The sequence below is a fragment of the Streptomyces sp. NPDC006012 genome (assembly GCF_042871185.1).
Classification (GTDB): domain Bacteria; phylum Actinomycetota; class Actinomycetes; order Streptomycetales; family Streptomycetaceae; genus Streptomyces.
In genome coordinates this window covers 14,384-33,345 of sequence record NZ_JBIAIE010000020.1, presented here as the reverse complement: position 1 = coordinate 33,345, position 18,962 = coordinate 14,384, and the positions used below count along the sequence as shown (strand labels likewise).

Genomic DNA, 18,962 nt, shown 5'->3' with positions numbered 1-18,962 from the left:
ACGGAGCCGTACCGGAGAGTGCGGAGCTGTATCGCAGGATACGGAGCCGTACCGGCATGCGGCTCCGCCGGGTGGGCGCGACCGGCGACGACCGGCCCGCGGCGCACGAGCCTCGGCCTCAGGCGTACGAGCCTCGACTTCAGCCTCCCGGCTGCTCCTGCCACGCCTCCAGCCGCACCACGTCCTTCAGGAACCCCCGTACCCCGAGGAACTGGGACAGGTGCTCGCGGTGCTCCTCACAGGCGAGCCAGGTCTTCCGCCGCTCCGGCGTGTGGATCTTTGGGTTGTTCCAGGCGAGCACCCACACGGCGTCGGCGAGGCAGCCCTTGGCGGAGCAGCGCGGAGAGGTCGGTCCGGTGCCGGGGGCATTCGCGTTCACGCCCTGACCCTAACCGAATCCGCACGTCAGGAACGCAGCGCCGACTGCCGCCCGGACACCAGCACCTCGACCACCTGCCGGAGGATCCCCATGGTCCGGAACGCGCTGGGATGCCGTGACTGCGGCAGGACCAGCACCGCCAGCCCGATGACGAGCAGCGTCAGGCAGACGAAGGCCAGCGGCACAAACACCACGAATGCCGTGGCAAACCTGACATTCTGCCAGATCGCGAGCATGGGAGGCCTCCTGGCGCATGGCTGGGGAAGTCGGCCGTTGCCGGTCCGTCGCTCCTGCGGGGTGCGGAGCGCCCAGGAAGTTTGGCATGGGTACCCCGCTGCCCGGCACTGGAACTGCATGATTGAGCTGAGCTTTTCTTGAGCTTTCGGTGGCAGTGTGGTAGGCGCCGCTCGATGGCCTGGCTGTGGGGGCGGGGCGGCCCGGGGGCGGGGGGAACGCCCTGTTCACGGCCGCCTCAAGAAAAGCTCAGATCAAAATGTCGTTCCGGTGCCGGGCCGCCGCTCACCCGTGACATACTTCCTACGCGCTCCGCATCCCCCGTCGGAGCGACGGACCGACGCCGGGCAGCTCCCCCCGTGGCTGCTCGGCGTCGCCTTTTGTACGACCGGTCCCCGGTAACGCCCAGGAGCGCATCCGCCCAGCTCACACGGTGCCGGGCCGCTCACCGCCCACCCCTGTCGCCGGATCCGCCTTGACGTGTTCCGGGCCGGACCCCGCCGGGTCGTCCGCAGCGGGCGGCGGCGTGAGCGTCGGCCGCAGAGGCGTGGTCACGAAGGTCGACGGGAGCGACGGCGGACGCTCCCGGCCCGCGTTGGCGATCACCACCGCGACATAGGGGAGGATCGCCCCGAGCACCAACGCCACGATCGCGACGTGTCGTTCGACGTTCCAGAGCGAGGCGGCGAGGATCACCGCGAGGGTCCGGATGGACATGGAGATGACGTACCGGCGCTGCCGGCCGCGCACATCTTCGGCCAGGCCGGTCCGGGCGCCGGTGATCCGGAACACCTGGACGTTGCCGTCACCGCGTTGCTTCCGCATCACTTTTCACCATCCGCCCGCCTCGGGATTCTCCCCGGCCCGTACCAGGCCCGCACCCGGTGGGCACATCGGGCCAGGACAGCGTCCACGTTACGCCGCCCCTGTTCCGTCGACGAGACCGGGGCGGCTCCCGCCTGGGCGGACTTGGTGTGCCCTGGTGCACAGCGCGCCCGCACTCGCGCCCGTGCCCGATGGCCGCACTCGCGCCCGTACCAGATGCCCGGGCCCGCGCCCGTACCGCATGGCCGTACCCGACATGCGCCGTACGGCGCACGGCCGGAAACTGGGCGTAGTGCTCACGTCGAGCGGGACGAGGAGGCGACCATGGGTTGGTTGTGGGCGATCATCGTGGGATTCGTGCTCGGCATCATCGCCAAAGCGGTCATCCCGGGCAAACAGCACAGTCCTCTCTGGCTGACCACCATCTTCGGCATCCTCGGCGCCATCGTGGGCAACGCGGTCGCGCGCGCCGCCGGCGTCGCCTCGACCCCGGGTGTCGACTGGACCCGGCACCTCTTCCAGCTCATCGCCGCGATCATCATCGTCTTCCTCGGGGACATGGTGTACATGGCGGTCTGGGGGCGGCGGAAACAGGAGCGGAGGGCCTGAGGGCGCCGGCGGACAGGACGGCGTCACAGGACAGGACGGAGGGCGGCCCCGGGTGGGGACCGCCCTCCGTCTTCATCCGGGCCAAAACCTCAGGCGGACGTGACCTCGACCGCCGCCAGGTTCTTCTTGCCCCGGCGCAGCACCAGCCAGCGGCCGTGCAGCAGGTCCTCCGGTGCGGGGACGGCGTCCTCGGCGGTGATCTTCACGTTGTTCACGTAGGCACCGCCCTCCTTGACCGTGCGGCGCGCGGCCGACTTGCTCGGCACCAGGCCGACCTCGGCGAACAGGTCGGTCACCTGACCCAGCTCGGCGACCCGGACGTGCGGCACCTCGGACAGCGCGGCCGTCAGGGTCCGCTCGTCGAGCCCCGCCAGCTCGCCCTGGCCGAACAGCGCCTTGGACGCCGCGATCACCGCGGCCGTCTGGTCGGCGCCGTGCACCAGAGTCGTCAGCTCCTCGGCCAGCGCGCGCTGCGCCGCCCGGGCCTGCGGCCGCTCCTCGGTCTGCCGCTCCAACTCCTCCAACTCCGTACGGGACTTGAAGGACAGGATCCGCAGGTACGTCGAGATGTCCCGGTCGTCCACGTTCAGCCAGAACTGGTAGAACGCGTACGGCGACGTCATCTCCGGGTCGAGCCAGACGGCGCCGCCCTCCGTCTTGCCGAACTTCGTGCCGTCCGCCTTGGTCATCAGCGGCGTCGCCAGCGCGTGCACGTCCGCGTGCGGCTCCAGCCTGTGGATCAGGTCGAGACCGGCCGTGAGGTTGCCCCACTGGTCGCTGCCGCCCTGCTGCAGCGTGCAGCCGTACCGCCGGTAGAGCTGGAGGAAGTCCATGCCCTGGAGGATCTGGTAGCTGAACTCCGTGTAGCTGATGCCCTGGTCGGACTCCAGACGCCGGGCCACGGAGTCCTTCGTCAGCATCTTGTTGACCCGGAAGTGCTTGCCGATGTCCCGCAGGAACTCGATCGCGGACAGACCCTCGGTCCAGTCCAGGTTGTTGACCATGACCGCCGCGTTCTCCCCCTCGAAGGAGAGGAACGGCTCGATCTGGCCGCGGAGCCGGTGCACCCAGCCGGCCACCGTCTCCGGGTCGTTCAGCGTGCGCTCCGCGGTCGGACGCGGGTCGCCGATCAGCCCCGTCGCGCCGCCCACCAGGGCCAGCGGTCGGTGCCCTGCCTGCTGGAGCCGGCGCACGGTCAGCACCTGCACCAGGTGCCCCACGTGCAGCGACGGCGCGGTCGGGTCAAAACCGCAATAGAACGTGACGGGACCGTCCGCGAGCGCCTTGCGCAAAGCATCCTCGTCGGTGGACAGGGCGAACAGCCCGCGCCACTTCAGCTCGTCGACGATGTCCGTCACGTCTCTCGTGTCTCCTCGGATATCTCGGCCGGCCGGCCGACGGCCGGCCGGGAACGCCTACGAGGTTATACGCCCTGGCTGACAGAGCTCATGTTGAAATCCGGGATGCGCAGCGCGGGCATCGCGGCCCGGGTGAACCAGTCGCTCCACTCGCGCGGCAGCGTCTTCTCGGTCCGCCCGGCCTCCGCGGCCCGCCCCAGCAGGTCCACCGGCGACTCGTTGAACCGGAAGTTGTTGACCTGCCCGGTCACCTCGCCGTTCTCCACGAGGTACACGCCGTCCCGGGTCAGCCCGGTCAGCAGCAGCGTCGCCGGGTCGACCTCGCGGATGTACCAGAGGCAGGTCAGCAGCAGCCCGCGCCGGGTGCCCGCGACCATCTCCTGAAGCGAGCGTTCGTCGCCGCCGTCCAGGATCAGGTTCCCGATCGCCGGGGCCACCGGCAGCCCGGTCAGGGCCGCGCTGTGCCGGGTGGTCGTCAGGTGCTTCACCTCGCCGTCGCCGATCCACTCCGTGCCCCGTACCGGCAGCCCGTTGTCGAACACCGACTGATCGCCCCCGGAGGCGTGCGCGACGACGAACGGGGCGCTCTCCAGACCGGGCTCGGCCGGGTCGCTGCGCAGGGTCAGCGGCAGCTCGGTGAGTTTTTCGCCGAGGCGGGTGCCACCGCCCGGCTTGGAGAACACCGTCCGGCCCTCGGCCGCGTCCCGGCCCGACGCCGACCACAGCTGGTAGATCAGCAGGTCCGCCACCGCGGTCGGTGGCAGCAGCGTCTCGTAGCGGCCCGCGGGCAGCTCCATCCGCCGCTCGGCCCAGCCGAGGCGTACGGCCAGCTCGGCGTCGAGCGCGCCCGGGTCGACGTCCTTGAAGTCCCGCGTGGAGCGGCCCGCCCACGCCGAGCGCGTACGGTCCGGCGACTTGGCGTTCAGCTCCAGGGTGCCGGTGGGCTGGTCGTGCCGCAGCCGCAGCCCCGTGGACGTGCCCAGGTACGTGGAGACCAGCTCGTGATGGGCGAAGCCGTACAGCTCCCGGCCGCCCGCACGCGCGCGTGCGAACGCCTCGCCGAGCGCCGGAGCGAAGTCCGCGAACACCGCCGACGAGGTCTCGGCGGGCGCGTCGGCGAAGTCCGGGGACTCCGGCACGCCCGTGACCAGCGGCTGGGCGTCCTCGGCCGGCCCGGCGCCGAGCGCGGCGGCCTCCGCGGCCCGGACCAGCGGCTCCAGTTCCGCGGCGGTCACGGCCGAGCGGGACACCACCCCGGAGGCCGTGCCCTCCTTGCCGTCGACGGTCGCCACCACGGTCAGCGTGCGACCGCGGGTGACGCCGTTGGTGGTCAGCGCGTTGCCCGCCCAGCGCAGATTGGCGGTCGAGTGCTCGTCGGCGATCACCACGCACCCGTCGGCCCGGGACAGCGCGAGAGCCTGCTCGACGATCTCGTGCGGCTTGTCGGTACGGGCGCTCATCGGCCGGCCTCCTGCGTAGTGTTGAGGATGTTGACGCCCTTGAACAGGGCGGCGGGGCACCCGTGCGACACGGCGGCCACCTGGCCCGGCTGCGCCTTGCCGCAGTTGAAGGCGCCGCCCAGCACATAGGTCTGCGGGCCGCCGACGGCCGCCATGGAACCCCAGAAATCGGTGGTCGTGGCCTGGTAGGCGACGTCCCGCAGCTGACCGGTGATCCGCCCGTTCTCGATCTTGAAGAAGCGCTGTCCGGTGAACTGGAAGTTGTAGCGCTGCATGTCGATCGACCAGGACCGGTCGCCGACGACGTAGATGCCCCGGTCGACGCTCCCGATCAGGTCCTCCGTGGACAGCCCCGCCGGGTCCGGCTGGAGCGACACGTTGGCCATCCGCTGCACGGGCACATGCCCGGGGGAGTCGGCGAACGCGCACCCGTTGGAACGTTCGTAACCGGTCAGCCGCGCGATGCGCCGGTCCAGCTGGTAGCCGACCAGCGTGCCGTCCTTGACCAGGTCCCAGGACTGGGCCGCGACGCCCTCGTCGTCGTACCCGACGGTGGCCAGGCCGTGTTCGGCGGTGCGGTCACCGGTGACGTTCATCAGCTCGGAGCCGTACTTCAGCTTGCCCAGCTGGTCGAAGGTGGCGAAGGAGGTGCCCGCGTAGGCGGCCTCGTAGCCGAGCGCCCGGTCCAGCTCGGTGGCGTGGCCGATGGACTCGTGGATGGTCAGCCACAGGTTGGACGGGTCGACGACCAGGTCGTACGGGCCCGCCTCGACGCTCGGCGCGCGCATCTTCTCGGCGAGCAGCCCGGGGATCCGCTCCAGCTCGCCGTCCCAGTCCCAGCCGGTGCCGGTGAGGTACTCCCAGCCGCGGCCGGCCGGCGGGGCGAGGGTGCGCATCGAGTCGAACTCGCCACTGGCCTCGTCGACCGACACCGCGGTCAGCTGCGGATGCAGCCGCACCCGCTGCTGCGTGGTGACGGTCCCCGCCGTGTCGGCATAGAACTTGTTCTCGTGCACGGTGAGCAGCGAGGCGTCCACATGGCTGACACCGTCCGCCGCCAGCAGCCGCGCGCTCCAGTCGGCCAGCAGCGCCGACTTCTCCTCGTCGGGCACCGAGAACGGGTCGATCTCGTACGACGAGACCCAGGTCCGCTCGGCGTGCACCGGCTCGTCGGCCAGCTCGACCACCTCGTCCGACCCGGCGGCCCTGATCACCTGGGCGGAGAGCTTCGCCATCGCGACGGCCTGTCCGGCGACCCTGGCGGCGGCGTCCGGGGTCAGGTCGACCCCGGACGCGAAGCCCCAGGTGCCGCCGTGCACGACCCGCACCGCGTAGCCGAGGTCGGTGGTGTCGGACGTTCCCGCGGGCCTGGCGTCCCGCAGCTGCCAGGACGCACTGCGCACCCGCTCGAACCGGAAGTCCGCGTGCGCGGCCCCCAATGCACGCGCGCGTGCCAGCGCGGCGTCGGCCAGGATCCGTAGCGGCAGCGCCGTGAAGGCTTCGTCGATGGAATGGGGCACGGAGGTCTCCCTGCTGTCGTGGCCTGTCGGATCCGATCATGTCGCGCGACCGGGTCCCCGGACCACATGTTTCGGTCCGCGCCACCGGGCCCGCGAGCCCACGGGATCCGGTCCGTCGTGCCGGGCTTTCTGTAGGGACCCGACAGCGACCCGCGCGAGCCACTGTGGGCGCCCGATCGCTCCCCGGCGTGCCCGGCCCGATAGGTTTTCGACGTAGCCGCCTGTCATCCAGGTGTTCGGGCGGATGTGTCAGACCGCAAATGAAAGGGTGATCCGTTGAGCCGCTCGGTTCTCGTCACCGGAGGCAACCGGGGCATCGGCCTCGCCATCGCCCGCGCTTTCGCCGACGCAGGCGACAAGGTCGCGATCACTTACCGGTCGGGTGAGCCGCCGTCCGGCTTCCTCGCCGTCAAGTGCGACATCACCGACCCCGACCAGGTGGAGCAGGCATACAAGGAGATCGAGGCCGAGCACGGCCCGGTCGAGGTGCTGATCGCCAACGCCGGCATCACCCGGGACCAGCTCCTGATGCGCATGTCCGAGGACGACTTCACCTCGGTCATCGACACCAACCTCACCGGTACCTTCCGGGTGGTCAAGCGCGCCAACCGCGGCATGCTGCGCGCCCGGAAGGGCCGCGTCGTGCTGATCTCCTCCGTCGTGGGGCTGCTCGGCTCCGCGGGGCAGGCGAACTACGCCGCCTCCAAGGCCGCGCTCGTCGGCTTCGCCCGCTCCCTCGCCCGGGAGCTGGGCTCGCGCAACATCACCTTCAACGTCGTCGCGCCCGGTTTCGTGGACACCGACATGACCAGGGCGCTCACCGACGAGCAGCGCGCGGAGATCGTCGCGCAGGTGCCGCTCGCCCGCTACGCGCAGCCGGAGGAGGTCGCCGCGACGGTGCGGTTCCTCGCCTCGGACGACGCCTCGTACATCACTGGAGCCGTCATCCCCGTTGACGGCGGACTGGGAATGGGTCACTGATCACCATGAGCGGAATCCTCGAAGGCAAGCGCGTCCTGATCACCGGTGTGCTGCTGGAGTCCTCCATCGCCTTCCACGCGGCCAAGCTGGCCCAGGAGCAGGGCGCGGAGATCATCCTGACCGCCTTCCCGCGGCCGACGCTGACCGAGCGCATCGCCAAGAAGCTGCCCAAGCCCACCAAGGTCATCGAGCTGGACGTCACCAACGACGAGCACCTGGGCCGGCTGGCCGACGTCGTCGGGGAGGAGCTGGGCGGCCTCGACGGTGTCGTGCACTCCATCGGCTTCGCGCCGCCGGACGCCCTGGGCGGCAACTTCCTGAACACCCCGTTCGAGTCGGTCGCCACGGCCATGCACGTCTCGGCGTTCTCTCTGAAGTCGCTCACCATGGCCTGCCTGCCGCTGATGCAGAACGGCGGCTCGGTCGTGGGCCTCACCTTCGACGCCCAGTTCGCCTGGCCGCAGTACGACTGGATGGGTCCGGCGAAAGCCGCCCTGGAGGCCACCAACCGCTACATGGCGCGTGACCTGGGCAAGCAGAACATCCGCTGCAACCTGATCTCCGCGGGCCCGATCGGCTCCATGGCCGCCAAGTCCATCCCGGGCTTCGACGGCCTGGCCGCCATCTGGGACAACCGCTCCCCGCTGGAGTGGGACCTGACCGACCCCGAGCCGGCCGGCCGGGGCATCGTCGCCCTGCTGAGCGACTGGTTCCCGAAGACCACCGGCGAGATCATCCACGTGGACGGCGGCCTGCACGCCATCGGCGCCTGACCGAAGCCCGCCGGCCGGCCGCCTGCCCGGCCGTGGACCGAGGCCCGCACCCGCTGGGGTGCGGGCCTCGGTCCGTTCGGGATCGAAGGCGGCCCCTTGCCGGTCCGGATCCATCCGCTCGGCCCGTCGGCCCGGCACCGGGCACGGGTAACCCGTCGGGCCGCACGCGCGCGTACGGCCCGACGGGTTACGTGATGCGTGGTCCGACGCGTGAGACGCGGCGTGGCATGACGTACTGGCCGCCCACCGCTGTCCGGGCGGAGCGCCGCACGGCCCTCACCGGTCCCGGCGGTGGTGTTCTCCACGTTCTTCAGCCGGGGGACTGCAGGCCGAGCCGGCCAGGACGACACAGGAACGGATAGCTCGCCGCCTCCGCCCCGGCCGTCTCCGCGTCGCCCGTGCGGATCGCGTCGACCAGCCGGGCGTGGTCCATGTACGTCTCCGGCGTCAGACCGGTGCCCACGTCCGCGCGCAGCCAGTCCCGCAGCACCTCGCCCAGGTCCGCGTACATGGCGGTCATGACGTCGTTGTGCGAGGCCGCCACCACCGCCAGGTGGAAGGTGGCGTCCGCGGTCACGAACGCCTCCGCGTCACCCGACTCCCAGACCTCCTCGCGCCGCACGAGGAGGGCCTCCAACTGCTTCAGATCCTTCTCGGTGCGCCGCTGGGCGGCCAGTCTCGCCGCGGACGACTCCAGCGTGGAACGCAGTTCGGCGATGTGCCGCGGATCGGCGTCGGCGAAGCGCCGGTGCATCACGCCGGCCAGCTCGCTGGTCGCCACGACGAAGGTGCCGGAACCCTGGCGGATGTCCAGCAGGCCGTTGTGGGCGAGCGCGCGGACGGCCTCACGGACCGTGTTGCGGGCGACGCCGAGCTGCTCGACCAGCTCCGGTTCCGTCGGGATGCGGGAGCCGACCGGCCACTCGCCGGAGGCGATCTGGTTCCGCAGCTCGGCGATGACCTGCTCGGACAGCGCCGAGCGACGGGGATGGCTCAGGGGCATGGCACACCTTCGCACGCCGGGTCCGGACCGTGGAGACTCGAGGATGGACAGCCAATCATCCCATCATTCTATGATGAGATGCATGGTGAGCAAGGAAACCCGGCCGACGGACACGACCAAGCGGCGGACGGCCGCGCCGCCCGCCGCGAGCGGCACACGCCCCGGGGCGCCCGGCACCCCCGCGGCCCCGGCGGGCGCCACGCGCGCGTGGGCGATGCGGCTGGTCGTCGTCGGCATCGTCCTCGCCGCACTCAATCTCCGCCCGGCCATCACCAGCCTCGGCGCGCTCCTGGAGGAGGTCCGCGACAGCCTCGGCATGAGCGGCAGCGTGACCGGGCTGCTCACCTCCGTACCGCCCTTCTGCTTCGCCGTCTTCGGCGTCATGGCCCCCAGGCTGGCCCGCCGTTTCGGCCCCGCCGCGGTGGTGTGTGCCGGCATGGCCGCCATCGCCGCGGGCCTGGCCGTCCGGCCGTTCGCCGGGGGCACCGCCGGGTTCCTCGCCGCGAGCGCCCTGGCGCTGATGGGCATCGCGGTCAGCAACGTCCTCATGCCGGTCATCGTCAAGCGCTGGTTCCCGGACCGGGTGGGCTCCATGACCGGCCTGTACTCGATGGCCCTCGCTCTCGGCACCGCGCTGGCCGCCGCGGTCACCGTGCCCATGACCGAGGCGCTCGGCGGCAGTTGGCGGGCCGGGCTCGGGGTGTGGGCGGTGCTCGCCGCAGCGGCGATCCTGCCGTGGCTGCCGCTGGTCCGGGACCGGCGGGCCGCCCCCGACCAGGCGCCCGCGCCCGCAGTGGACGACCGGCACCCGGCATCCGGGGCCGTGGCGGACGAGCGGCAAAAGTCATCCGGGCCCGCGCCGGACGAGCGCCATCAGACGTCCGCGTCCTCGGCAGCCGGGCAGCAGGCGCCCGAGCTGCGGATCGCCCGCAGCCGCACGGCCTGGGCGCTCGCCGTCTTCTTCGGGCTCCAGGCCACCGCCGCCTACATCATCATGGGCTGGATGGCGCAGATCTTCCGCGACGCGGGTGTCTCCGCGAGCACCGCGGGCCTGCTCCTGGCCGTCACCATGTTCATGGGCGTACCGCTGGCCTTCGTGATCCCGCGGCTGGCCGCCCGGCTGCCCAGCCAGGGGCCGATCGTGCTCGCGCTCGGCATCTGCGGCCTGGCCGGCTACGCGGGCCTGTACCTGGCCCCGGCGGGCGGCGCCTGGGCCTGGGCCCTGCTGCTCGGCATCTCCAACTGTTCCTTCCCGCTGGCCCTCACCATGGTCGGCATGCGGGCCAGGACCGGCGCGGGAGTCGCCCAGCTCTCCGCCTTCGCACAGAGCACCGGCTACCTGATATCGATCCCCGGGCCGCTCCTGGTCGGGGTGCTCTACCAGAGCAGCGGCGGCTGGGGCCTGCCCATCGCCCTCATGGCCGGTCTCATGATCCCGCAGATCGTGGTGGGCGTACTGGCGGGCCGCAACCGGACCGTCGAGGAGGAGGCAACCGGCTGAACCGCACGCGGACCCGTCCCGGAGAGCCGGGCCCGTCCGGACGATGTCCGGGGGCGGCACGTCTGCGGTCCGTTCTCGATCGAGGTGCGGCACGTCTGGGGTCTGGATGCGGTCCGTTCTCGGTTCTGGTGCGGCACGCTCTCGAATCCGGGTGCGGGCCGCCGCTCGCCGCGACTCGCCCGAGCCGTCTCCGGTGCCCCGGCGACCCGGACGCGCCCGGGGGATGCGAGACTGGGCGGCATGCCTGTGCTCGACCCGAACCCTCAGAACAGCCAGAAGAAGATGCTGCTCGTCTTCGGCTCGTTCTTCGCCATCTTCGCCCTCATCGCCATCGTCGCGACTCTCCTGTCCCCCTGAGCACATCCCGGCCGCCCGGGGGTGGGGCCAGCCCCACCATCCCCTAGGGGGTGAGTGTCAGGGTGAAGTAGGTGGATCACCGGATGGGTTGACGCCCGCGGATTGCCTACCTTCGAGATGTGACCGCGACAGGCGCTCACACACCACTCGGAGACCAGCGGAGGCGATCATGTCGGCCCGTACGCGCACCCGGCCCCGCCCGGCGACCATGGGCGGCCTCGACATCCGGCTGCCCTGGTGGGCGCTGGCCCTGCCCACGCTCGGCTTCGTCTTCCTGCTGCTGGTCCTGAACCCCTCCGACGCCCAGGCGGCCACCGGTGATCCGGGCGTCACCCACCTCATCGAACGCGTGCAGCAGCTGGTGACCCGCTAGACCGGGGTGCCCGTCGGCCCGGAAGCCGCCGGTCAACTCCCTGCGCCGCATGGTTTGTTTCATGCGAAGCTGGATCACATGAGCGTCGCAGAACCCCGTAAGATCGTCCTCTTCCGGCATGCGAAAGCCGACTGGCCACAGGTGACCGACCATGAGCGGCCGCTCGCCGAGCGGGGCCGCATGGACGCCGCAGTCGCCGGTCGCAGACTGGCCGACAACGGCATCTCCTTCGATCTGGCCCTGTGCTCCACCGCGGTCCGGACCCGTGAGACCTGGAAGCTCGCCGTACAGGAACTCCCGCACCGGCCGAAAACCGTCTACGAGGAGCGGCTCTACGAGGCGTCGCCCGGCGAGATCATCGCCGTGCTCAACGAGGTCCCGGACGACAACCGGAACCTGATCCTGATCGGCCACAACCCGGGTATGCACGGCCTGACCGAGATCCTGTCCAGTACCGCCGACGGCGACACGCGTGAGCGGATGGAACGCCGCGGCTTCCCCGCCGCGGCCTTCGCCGTACTGTCCTTCGACTGCTCCTGGAAGGGCCTGGAGCCGGGCGTGGCGGCGCTGGCGGACTACTGGGCGCCCTCCGAGTGACCGGCTGATCTCCGGATCTCCGTCGGCCTCTGATCTCCGTCGGCCTCGTCGGGGGCCGGTCGGGATCCGGCACGGTCCGGGTCGGCATGATCGGGGTTCGGCACGGTCGGTCGGGGTCGGCATGATCGGGGTTCGGCGCCGCCGCGGTGCCGGACCCCGACCGAGCGGGATGCGCCACGGGATGCGCCGCCGGATACGGCCGTCCTGTACGACCGCCGGGTGCGGATGGTCCGGGTGAGCGGGTCGGTTCAGCCCTCGTCGTGCGGGTCCGCCGGGTCGGTCTCCTCATGGGCGTCCGCCGCCTCGACCTCTTCGCGAGTGATGCCCAGCAGGTACAGGACCGTGTCCAGGAAGGGAACGTTCACCGCGGTGTGCGCGGCCTCGCGGACGACCGGCTTGGCGTTGAAGGCGACGCCCAGACCGGCCGCGTTCAGCATGTCCAGGTCATTGGCGCCGTCGCCGATCGCCACCGTCTGGGCGAGCGGGACACCGGCCTCGGCGGCGAACCGGCGCAGCAGCCGCGCTTTGCCCGCCCGGTCGACGATGTCACCTATGACCCGGCCGGTCAGCTTCCCGTCGACGATCTCCAGGGTGTTGGCATGGGCGAAGTCGAGCCCCAGCCGTTCCTTGAGGTCGTCGGTGACCTGGGTGAATCCGCCGGACACCACGCCGACTTGGTAGCCGAGCCGCTTCAGTGTGCGGATCAGGGTGCGCGCCCCCGGCGTCAGCCGCACCTCGCCGCGCACCTTGGACACCACCGAGGCGTGCAGCCCCGCCAGCAGCGCCACACGCGCGTGCAGCGACTGCTCGAAGTCCAGTTCCCCGCGCATGGCGGCGGCGGTCACCTCGGCGACCTGGTCCTCGCAGCCCGCGTGAGCGGCGAAGAGTTCGATCACCTCGTCCTGGATGAGGGTCGAGTCGACGTCCATCACGACCAGCCGCTGGGCCCTGCGGTGCAGGCCCGCGGCGACGACGGCGATGTCGATGCCGAGCGCCGCCGCGTCCGACACCAGGGCGGTGCGCAGCGGCTCGGTCTCCACACCGGACACCGCGAACTCGACCGCGGTCACCGGGTACTTGGCGAGCCGGAAGATCCGGTCGATGTTGCCGCCGGTCTTCGCGATCCGGGCGGCGACGGCGGCCGTCGACTCGGCGGTGAGCGGATGGCCCAGCACGGTCACCAGGGACCGGCCGAGACCGCGCGGACGGTTGTCGCCGTGCCCGGAGATTATCTCCGCCTGCATCTTCATCGAGTCGGCCCAGCTGTGCACGGTGGACCGCAGGGCACCCTCCAGCCCGGCGGCCGGCTCGGTCACGAGCGCACAGAGCACGAGCCGGCCACGAGTGACGACCTGCTCGATGTCGACCACGTCGACGCAGAAGGCGGCAAGGGTGTCGAACAGGCCGGCCGTGATACCGGGCCGGTCCTTGCCGAAGATCTTGACGAGGAGGGTGGGGACCTCGGAAGTTCGCGAAGCGCTCATGGTTCATCCACCGTATCCGGCACTCCGTGCCTGCTGCCCCTGAGGTCCGGCAGGCGGACACGGAACAGTTGGTGTCGGGTCGGTGTCGGAAGCCTTGCGGGCGGGTCACGCCTGTGCCCTTGAGAGCCCGCTCCACGCGGCTGACCAGCACCAGTACGAGTACGAGCATCGTCGCAGTCGTACGAGTCACCGACACCGACACCGCCGCGGGACACCGCTGTGCGGTCCGTCCCGCCGCCGGGCGCCCGCCGTCGAGGGCCCACCGCCGGGCACGCGTCCCAGCCCGGTCCCGGCCCGCTCGTTTCCGCCTTCTCCGGCAGACGGCACCCCGCTGGTGCCGACGGCGCCCGCGCGGGGGACCGCCGCGACGAACATCATCGCGTGCTGCCGGCCCTGTACGACCCCGACCTCACCGAGTGCGGTCCGCCCCGCCCAGAGGTCCACTGCCGTCCGCACAGTGCCACTGTTCCGAGGCCACTGCCGTCCGCTCTGTCCCGAGGTCCGCGTCACTGCGTGCCGCCGTCAGCGAATCCCTCCGTGCCGTCGGCCGGTCGCCACCCCGGACACCCGCGCCCACGCAGAGACCGGCCGCAGCCCTGTGACGTCGCCTTCGTCCAGCGTGCCCGCCTCTGAGCCGGCTCGGCTCAGCTACGGCCGCCCGGCCTCCTCGGGGGAGCCGGCGGCGGAGGCGGCGGACCGTCGTCGGGCGCCCCCGGCGGCCGGTTCCCCCGGCGCGGTCCGGAACGCTGCCCGGGCGGGCTGCCCGGCCGCGACGGCGGGTCGAGCGGCCCGACCATGGTGGCGGCGCCGTACACATCGTCGGGCGGTCGCGGCCCGTCCAGCGGCCGGGCTCCGTCCACGGGCCGTGCTCCACCGGACGGCGTGGCTCCGTCCAACGGCCGTCCTTCGCCGGAGGGCATGGCGTCGTCCGTGGGCCGTCCTTCGCCGGAGGGCATGGCGTCGTCCGTGGGCCGTCCTCCGCCGGACGGCGTGGCGTCGTTCCCGGGCCGGGTGCCGTCCTGCGCCGTTCCGGCCGGTCCACCGGTCCGGCGTGCCCGGGTGACCCCGGGGTCCCGCAGTTCGTCCGGCACCTTGAGATAGGGGTTGGTATCAGGGTTGGGCGGCCGGTAGGAAGCCCGGGGTGTGTAGGGTCCGGAGCCCTCGCGGGGCGGGCCGTACACCGGCTCCGCGTCGCCCGAGCCGTCAGCCATGGCCGACGACGCCGCCCGCCGGCCGGCCGCGCCGACCGCCCACGCCAGCAGCGCGCCCACCGCTCCCGCAACCGCACCCCAGACGGCGCCCAGCAGCAGGGCCGTGCCGAGCCGTCCGTGCAGATCGATCCCGGCACCGAACGCGTCGAAGCCCAGCACCGACAGCGAACCGCCCACGGAGACGTCCGCCAGCCAGGCGAGCAGGGGCAGCGCCAGCGCGGTCGTCACCCCCAGCCGCAGCGCACAGCGACCGGCGAATCCGAGCGCCCCCGGACCGGAGGGGCCGGCACCGGTCGCCCCCGGGGGAACCGCACTGTCCGCGCCCTTCGCGCCGCCCGCGGTCCCAGCCCCCGTACCCCCCACAGCCCCCTTACCGTCCGCACCCCGCGCGCCGCTCCCTGCCCGAACGCCTCCCACGACCCCGGTGCCGCCCCGCGTACCCACCGGCGTACGCACCGCCGTCAGCACCCCGGCCAGCAGCATCATGAGGACCGCCGCCGCCCCGAGCAGCCACACCCGGCCGTCCAGGTCGGCCAGCCGCGACAGCGTCACGGGCTGGTCGGCATTCCCGCCGAGGAGCCGGTCCAGCGGATCGGGCAGCAGCGAGGTCAGGGCGCCCGTCGCCTTGCCGTCGAAGGGCACGAACAGCCCGAGCGGGACGCCCAGCCACACCCCGTTGGGGGCGCCGAGCAGCGCCGCGCCCGTGATGCGCTCGGGGTGGTCGTCGCCGACCGCCGCGAACACCGCCGCTGCGAGACCCGCGACGACGGCCATGACCAGTACACCGGCGAGGGCGGAGACGGCCGGCCTGACCACCCGGTGCACGGACTCGAAGCCACGCGGCAGCGGGGCGCGGCGCGTGGCGATCAGTGCGAGCAGCAGGACGCCCACGACCCAGCCGAGGCCGCCGAGCAGGGTGGGCGCCGTGTCCACCGTGAAACCGACCGCCGCCTTCGCGTCGACCAGATCGCTTATCCGGTCCGGCAGCAGCCCGCCGATGTCCCCGAGGCCGCCGAGGTCCCCGAGACCGGGGATGCCGATGCCACCGTCGTTCCCGCCGGCGCCCGGCAGCGCGCCGAGCCCGAGCGAACCGCCGTCGATCGTGACGACGTCCTGTCCGGCCCAGGCGAGCCCGCCCAGCAGCGCCACGAACAGTACGACCACCGCACCCGCGCGCGCGAGGAGTTCGGACGGCGCGATCACGGCTCCGGCGGCCCGCAGCGACCGCAGGAAGACCCACGACAGCAGGAGGGCGCCCACCAGGCTCACGCCCAGTGGCGCGATCGCGACGGCCGTGTGCGCCTGAGCGCCGGTCAGCCCAAAAGCCGACATGTCTCCGGACGGCGAGACCGAACCACCCGCCCCGAGCGCCACGACCGCCGCCGTCATCGGGCCGAGCGACCCGGCCGAGTCCGCCCCCAGGAGATGCAGACCGAGCGCGGCCGTGCCCGCCATCCCGATCAATGCCCAGCACACGGCGGCTGTCGCGGACAGCAGGACATTTCCCCACGGCAACCTTGTGCCGGGTGGCCCGGTCCTGACTTCCTTGACAGCGCTCATGACAGACTCCCGATCCGCTGCGCGGCCAGGCGGCCGCGCGTTCCCTTCTGTATGGGAACACCACTGTCCAGGGCGGCATCAACGCCCGTCAACGAATGGTCGAGGCACTGCTACGAGCTCGTGACAAGGCTCGTCTTTCAGTCAGAGGCCGAACCTGAAATAGTTTTCCACGGTGTTCGACAACCTCAGACTCCCTGTGAAGCGGGGATGTGCGGGGGACAACTCAGTGGGGCATGGAGTGCCGGAACTCGTACTGGAAACAAACGGACGGACCTGGACGCTCGACCCGTCCAAGAGCTACACCGTCGGACGCGACCCGCAGGTGGACATCGTGTTCGACGACGCCAGAGTGTCCTGGCGGCATGCCACGGTCGCTTTCACCGGCGACAGTTGGGTCATCAAGGACCACGGCAGCACCAACGGCACCTTCGTGGCGAGCCGGCGGATCCACCAGGTGGAGATCGGCCCGGGCTCGGCCGTGCACCTTGGCAGTGCCACCGACGGGCCGTTGCTGAGCCTGTCCGGTGTCACGGCAGGGGTCACCCGCCCCGGACAACAGCAGCCGTACGCGGCACAGAGCGCGGGGGACGACCGGGCGCAGGCGCCCCAGCACGAGCGGCAGCAGGCCGACCGGACGCCGTCGATCCCGCGGCAGCAGGACGGGGGCCCAGGTGCCGGCGCGGGGGAGCCGCCGGTCTACGGCGAGCGCCCCACCACGATCCACCAACTGGCGCTCGGCCGCGTGATGCGCATCGGCCGTGCCCTGGAGAACGACCTGGTCGTCGGCGACCTCCAGGTCTCCCGCAGACACGCCGAGTTCCACGCGTCGCCCGACGGCCGCACGGAGATCCGCGACCTCGGCTCGCACAACGGGACGTTCGTCAACGGCCAGCCGATCGCCAAGGGCAGTTCGGCGCTGCTCGGCCCGAACGACATCGTCGGCGTCGGCCACTCCACCTTCCGGATCGTCGGCGACCGCCTGGAAGAGTTCGTCGACACCGGTGAGGTCTCCTTCTCCGCGCGCCGTCTGACCGTCACGGTCGACGGCGGCAAACAGATCCTCAGGGACGTCTCCTTCGGCATCCCGGAGAAGTCGCTGGTCGCGGTCATCGGTCCTTCGGGCTCCGGAAAGTCGACCCTGCTCAAGGCGCTCACCGGCTACCGGCCCGCCAACCAGGGCGAAGTCCTCTACGACAACCGCAACCTTTACAAACAGTTCGCGGAGTTGCGCCAGCGCATCGGCCTGGTCCCGCAGGACGACATCCTGCACAAGGAACTGAGCGTCGACAAAGCCCTCAAGTACGCGGCCAAGCTTCGTTTTCCGGCCGACACCACGGCCGCCGAGCGTACGGCGCGGATCGACGAGGTGCTGCGCGAGCTGAAGCTGGACGTCCACAGGAAGAAGAAGGTCACCGCACTCTCCGGCGGTCAGCGCAAGCGTGTGTCGGTCGCTCTGGAACTACTGACCAAGCCGTCGCTGATCTTCCTGGACGAGCCGACCTCCGGCCTCGACCCGGGCATGGACCGCGATGTGATGCAGCTGCTGCGCGGCCTCGCCGACGACGGCCGTACGGTCCTCGTCGTCACCCACTCCGTCGCGGAACTGGCCCTGTGCGACAAGCTCCTGGTGATGGCCCCGGGTGGCGCGGTCGCCTACTTCGGCCCGCCCGAGGAGGCACTGAACTTCTTCGGTTACGACACCTGGGCCGACGTCTTCTCTGCCTTCGAGAACTACCGCGACTACGACTGGGCCGGACGCTGGAAGGGTTCGGAGCACTACCAGATGTACGCCGCGGACATCGACGCGGTCGCACCGCAGGCCGTACAGGTGCCGCCGAGGCACGGGAGGAAGCCGCCGAAGCCCAGGGGCTGGCTGTCGCAGTTCGAGACGCTGGTGCGCCGCTACATCTCCGTGATCGCCTCCGACCGGGGCTTCCTGGCGCTGATGGTGATCCTGCCGGCCGTCCTCGGCGCGGTGAGCATGCTCATCGACGTGGGCAAGGGCCTGCTGCCCTTCCCGCCCACGCCGACCGGTGTGCTGATCCCCAACAGCACAGCCACCACGGTCCTGTTGATCCTGGCGGTGGGCGCGTGCTTCTCGGGCGCGGCGAACTCCGTCCGTGAACTGATCAAGGAACGGGTCATCTACGAGCGGGAGCGTGCGACCGGCCTGTCACGCTCGGCGTACCTGATGTCCAAGGTGTTCGTCCTGGGCACGATCACCCTGTTGCAGGGCCTGTTGATCGGTGTGATCGGCTTCGTGAACCGGCAGATCCCCACGCAGGGGCTGCTGCTCGGCACTGCCACGATGTTCGAACTGTCGCTCCCGATCATGGCGCTGGGCTTCACCTCGATGATGTTCGGCCTGATCATCTCCGCGCTGGTGAAGACGTCCGAGAAGACCATGCCGCTGCTGGTGATGTTCGCGATCGTCCAAGTCGTGTTCACAGGCTGTCTGTTCATGCTGCACGGCTCGCTCGGCGTCAACGAGTTCTCGTATCTGATGCCGTCGCGGTGGGCCGTCGCCGCCGCGGGGACCACGCTGGACCTGAACCTGATCAGCCCGCCCACGACGCCGGGGGCCACCGATCCGTTGTGGGACCACACCATCGGCGCCTGGGGCATGGACATGGCCGCGCTGATCGGCCTCGGCGTGGTCTTCGGCTTCTTCGTGTCCCGCTTCCTGCGGCGGCACGAGCCGGAGGTCATGCGCAAGTAGGCGCTCGGGGCGGAGTCG

17 protein-coding genes are annotated in these 18,962 nt (G+C 71.3%); 8 read left to right on the top strand and 9 right to left on the bottom strand.

Annotated elements, in window-relative coordinates; all coding sequences use genetic code 11:
* Window positions 1-139: 139 nt before the first annotated feature.
* The 3 genes from ACFYPJ_RS28115 to ACFYPJ_RS28105 form a co-directional block, all read right to left on the bottom strand.
* Complete coding sequence (locus tag ACFYPJ_RS28115) at window positions 140-379, bottom strand: hypothetical protein (protein ID WP_389022831.1); 240 nt, start codon at window positions 377-379, stop codon at window positions 140-142.
* A 26-nt stretch (window positions 380-405) separates the two neighbouring features.
* Window positions 406-615 (bottom strand): hypothetical protein, encoded by a 210-nt coding sequence (locus tag ACFYPJ_RS28110; protein WP_389022828.1) that lies wholly within the window; start codon window positions 613-615, stop codon window positions 406-408.
* Between the two features lie 424 nt (window positions 616-1,039).
* Window positions 1,040-1,438 carry a DUF3099 domain-containing protein gene (locus ACFYPJ_RS28105; RefSeq protein ID WP_389022825.1) on the bottom strand — a complete coding sequence of 133 codons (399 nt, stop codon included), beginning with the start codon at window positions 1,436-1,438 and terminating at the stop codon, window positions 1,040-1,042.
* A 324-nt stretch (window positions 1,439-1,762) separates the two neighbouring features.
* Here ACFYPJ_RS28105 and ACFYPJ_RS28100 point away from each other — a divergent pair, with 324 nt between their 5' ends.
* Window positions 1,763-2,047: a GlsB/YeaQ/YmgE family stress response membrane protein gene (locus ACFYPJ_RS28100; RefSeq protein ID WP_389022822.1), complete on the top strand. Its 285-nt coding sequence runs from the start codon at window positions 1,763-1,765 to the stop codon at window positions 2,045-2,047.
* A gap of 89 nt (window positions 2,048-2,136) precedes the next feature.
* On the opposite strand, the gene tyrS is transcribed toward ACFYPJ_RS28100, so the two are convergent.
* The 3 genes from tyrS to ACFYPJ_RS28085 all read right to left on the bottom strand — a co-directional run bounded on the left by tyrS (window position 2,137) and on the right by ACFYPJ_RS28085 (window position 6,385).
* Complete coding sequence (tyrS, locus tag ACFYPJ_RS28095) at window positions 2,137-3,405, bottom strand: tyrosine--tRNA ligase (RefSeq protein WP_389022819.1); 1,269 nt, start codon at window positions 3,403-3,405, stop codon at window positions 2,137-2,139.
* A 65-nt stretch (window positions 3,406-3,470) separates the two neighbouring features.
* Window positions 3,471-4,865 (bottom strand): metallopeptidase TldD-related protein, encoded by a 1,395-nt coding sequence (locus ACFYPJ_RS28090; RefSeq protein ID WP_389022816.1) that lies wholly within the window; start codon window positions 4,863-4,865, stop codon window positions 3,471-3,473.
* Entirely contained in the window at window positions 4,862-6,385 is a 1,524-nt protein-coding gene (locus ACFYPJ_RS28085; RefSeq protein WP_389022813.1) for a TldD/PmbA family protein, read from the bottom strand. Before ACFYPJ_RS28085 ends, ACFYPJ_RS28090 begins: the two co-directional genes overlap by 4 nt.
* 276 nt (window positions 6,386-6,661) lie before the next feature.
* On the opposite strand from ACFYPJ_RS28085, the gene fabG reads away from it, so the two are divergent.
* Complete coding sequence (fabG, locus tag ACFYPJ_RS28080; RefSeq protein WP_389022810.1) at window positions 6,662-7,366, top strand: 3-oxoacyl-[acyl-carrier-protein] reductase; 705 nt, start codon at window positions 6,662-6,664, stop codon at window positions 7,364-7,366.
* Window positions 7,367-7,371: 5 nt separating this feature from the next.
* Window positions 7,372-8,139: an enoyl-ACP reductase FabI gene (fabI, locus tag ACFYPJ_RS28075; RefSeq protein WP_389022808.1), complete on the top strand. Its 768-nt coding sequence runs from the start codon at window positions 7,372-7,374 to the stop codon at window positions 8,137-8,139.
* 310 nt (window positions 8,140-8,449) lie between these two features.
* Here fabI and ACFYPJ_RS28070 read toward each other — a convergent pair whose 3' ends face one another.
* On the bottom strand, window positions 8,450-9,142 hold the full coding sequence (locus ACFYPJ_RS28070; RefSeq protein ID WP_389022805.1) for a FadR/GntR family transcriptional regulator: 693 nt from the start codon (window positions 9,140-9,142) through the stop codon (window positions 8,450-8,452).
* A gap of 82 nt (window positions 9,143-9,224) precedes the next feature.
* Here ACFYPJ_RS28070 and ACFYPJ_RS28065 point away from each other — a divergent pair, with 82 nt between their 5' ends.
* The 4 genes from ACFYPJ_RS28065 to ACFYPJ_RS28050 all read left to right on the top strand — a co-directional run bounded on the left by ACFYPJ_RS28065 (window position 9,225) and on the right by ACFYPJ_RS28050 (window position 11,970).
* On the top strand, window positions 9,225-10,643 hold the full coding sequence (locus tag ACFYPJ_RS28065) for a CynX/NimT family MFS transporter (protein WP_389022802.1): 1,419 nt from the start codon (window positions 9,225-9,227) through the stop codon (window positions 10,641-10,643).
* Between the two features lie 240 nt (window positions 10,644-10,883).
* Entirely contained in the window at window positions 10,884-11,000 is a 117-nt protein-coding gene (locus ACFYPJ_RS28060; protein WP_389022800.1) for an SGM_5486 family transporter-associated protein, read from the top strand.
* A gap of 169 nt (window positions 11,001-11,169) precedes the next feature.
* A complete protein-coding gene (locus tag ACFYPJ_RS28055) occupies window positions 11,170-11,373 on the top strand; it encodes a hypothetical protein (protein ID WP_389022797.1) in 204 nt (67 codons plus the stop codon).
* Between the two features lie 78 nt (window positions 11,374-11,451).
* Entirely contained in the window at window positions 11,452-11,970 is a 519-nt protein-coding gene (locus ACFYPJ_RS28050; RefSeq protein WP_389022794.1) for a SixA phosphatase family protein, read from the top strand.
* A gap of 248 nt (window positions 11,971-12,218) precedes the next feature.
* Here ACFYPJ_RS28050 and serB read toward each other — a convergent pair whose 3' ends face one another.
* Together serB and ACFYPJ_RS28040 are read right to left on the bottom strand one after the other, a co-directional pair.
* The gene (gene serB / locus ACFYPJ_RS28045; RefSeq protein ID WP_389022791.1) at window positions 12,219-13,454 is read right to left on the bottom strand and encodes a phosphoserine phosphatase SerB; all 1,236 of its coding nucleotides are present in this window, start codon (window positions 13,452-13,454) and stop codon (window positions 12,219-12,221) included.
* Between the two features lie 644 nt (window positions 13,455-14,098).
* Entirely contained in the window at window positions 14,099-16,225 is a 2,127-nt protein-coding gene (locus ACFYPJ_RS28040) for a streptophobe family protein (protein WP_389022788.1), read from the bottom strand.
* Window positions 16,226-16,463: 238 nt separating this feature from the next.
* Here ACFYPJ_RS28040 and ACFYPJ_RS28035 point away from each other — a divergent pair, with 238 nt between their 5' ends.
* Window positions 16,464-18,944, top strand: a complete 2,481-nt coding sequence (locus ACFYPJ_RS28035) for an FHA domain-containing protein (RefSeq protein WP_389022785.1) — start codon at window positions 16,464-16,466, stop codon at window positions 18,942-18,944.
* The last annotated feature ends 18 nt before the right edge of the window (window positions 18,945-18,962 follow it).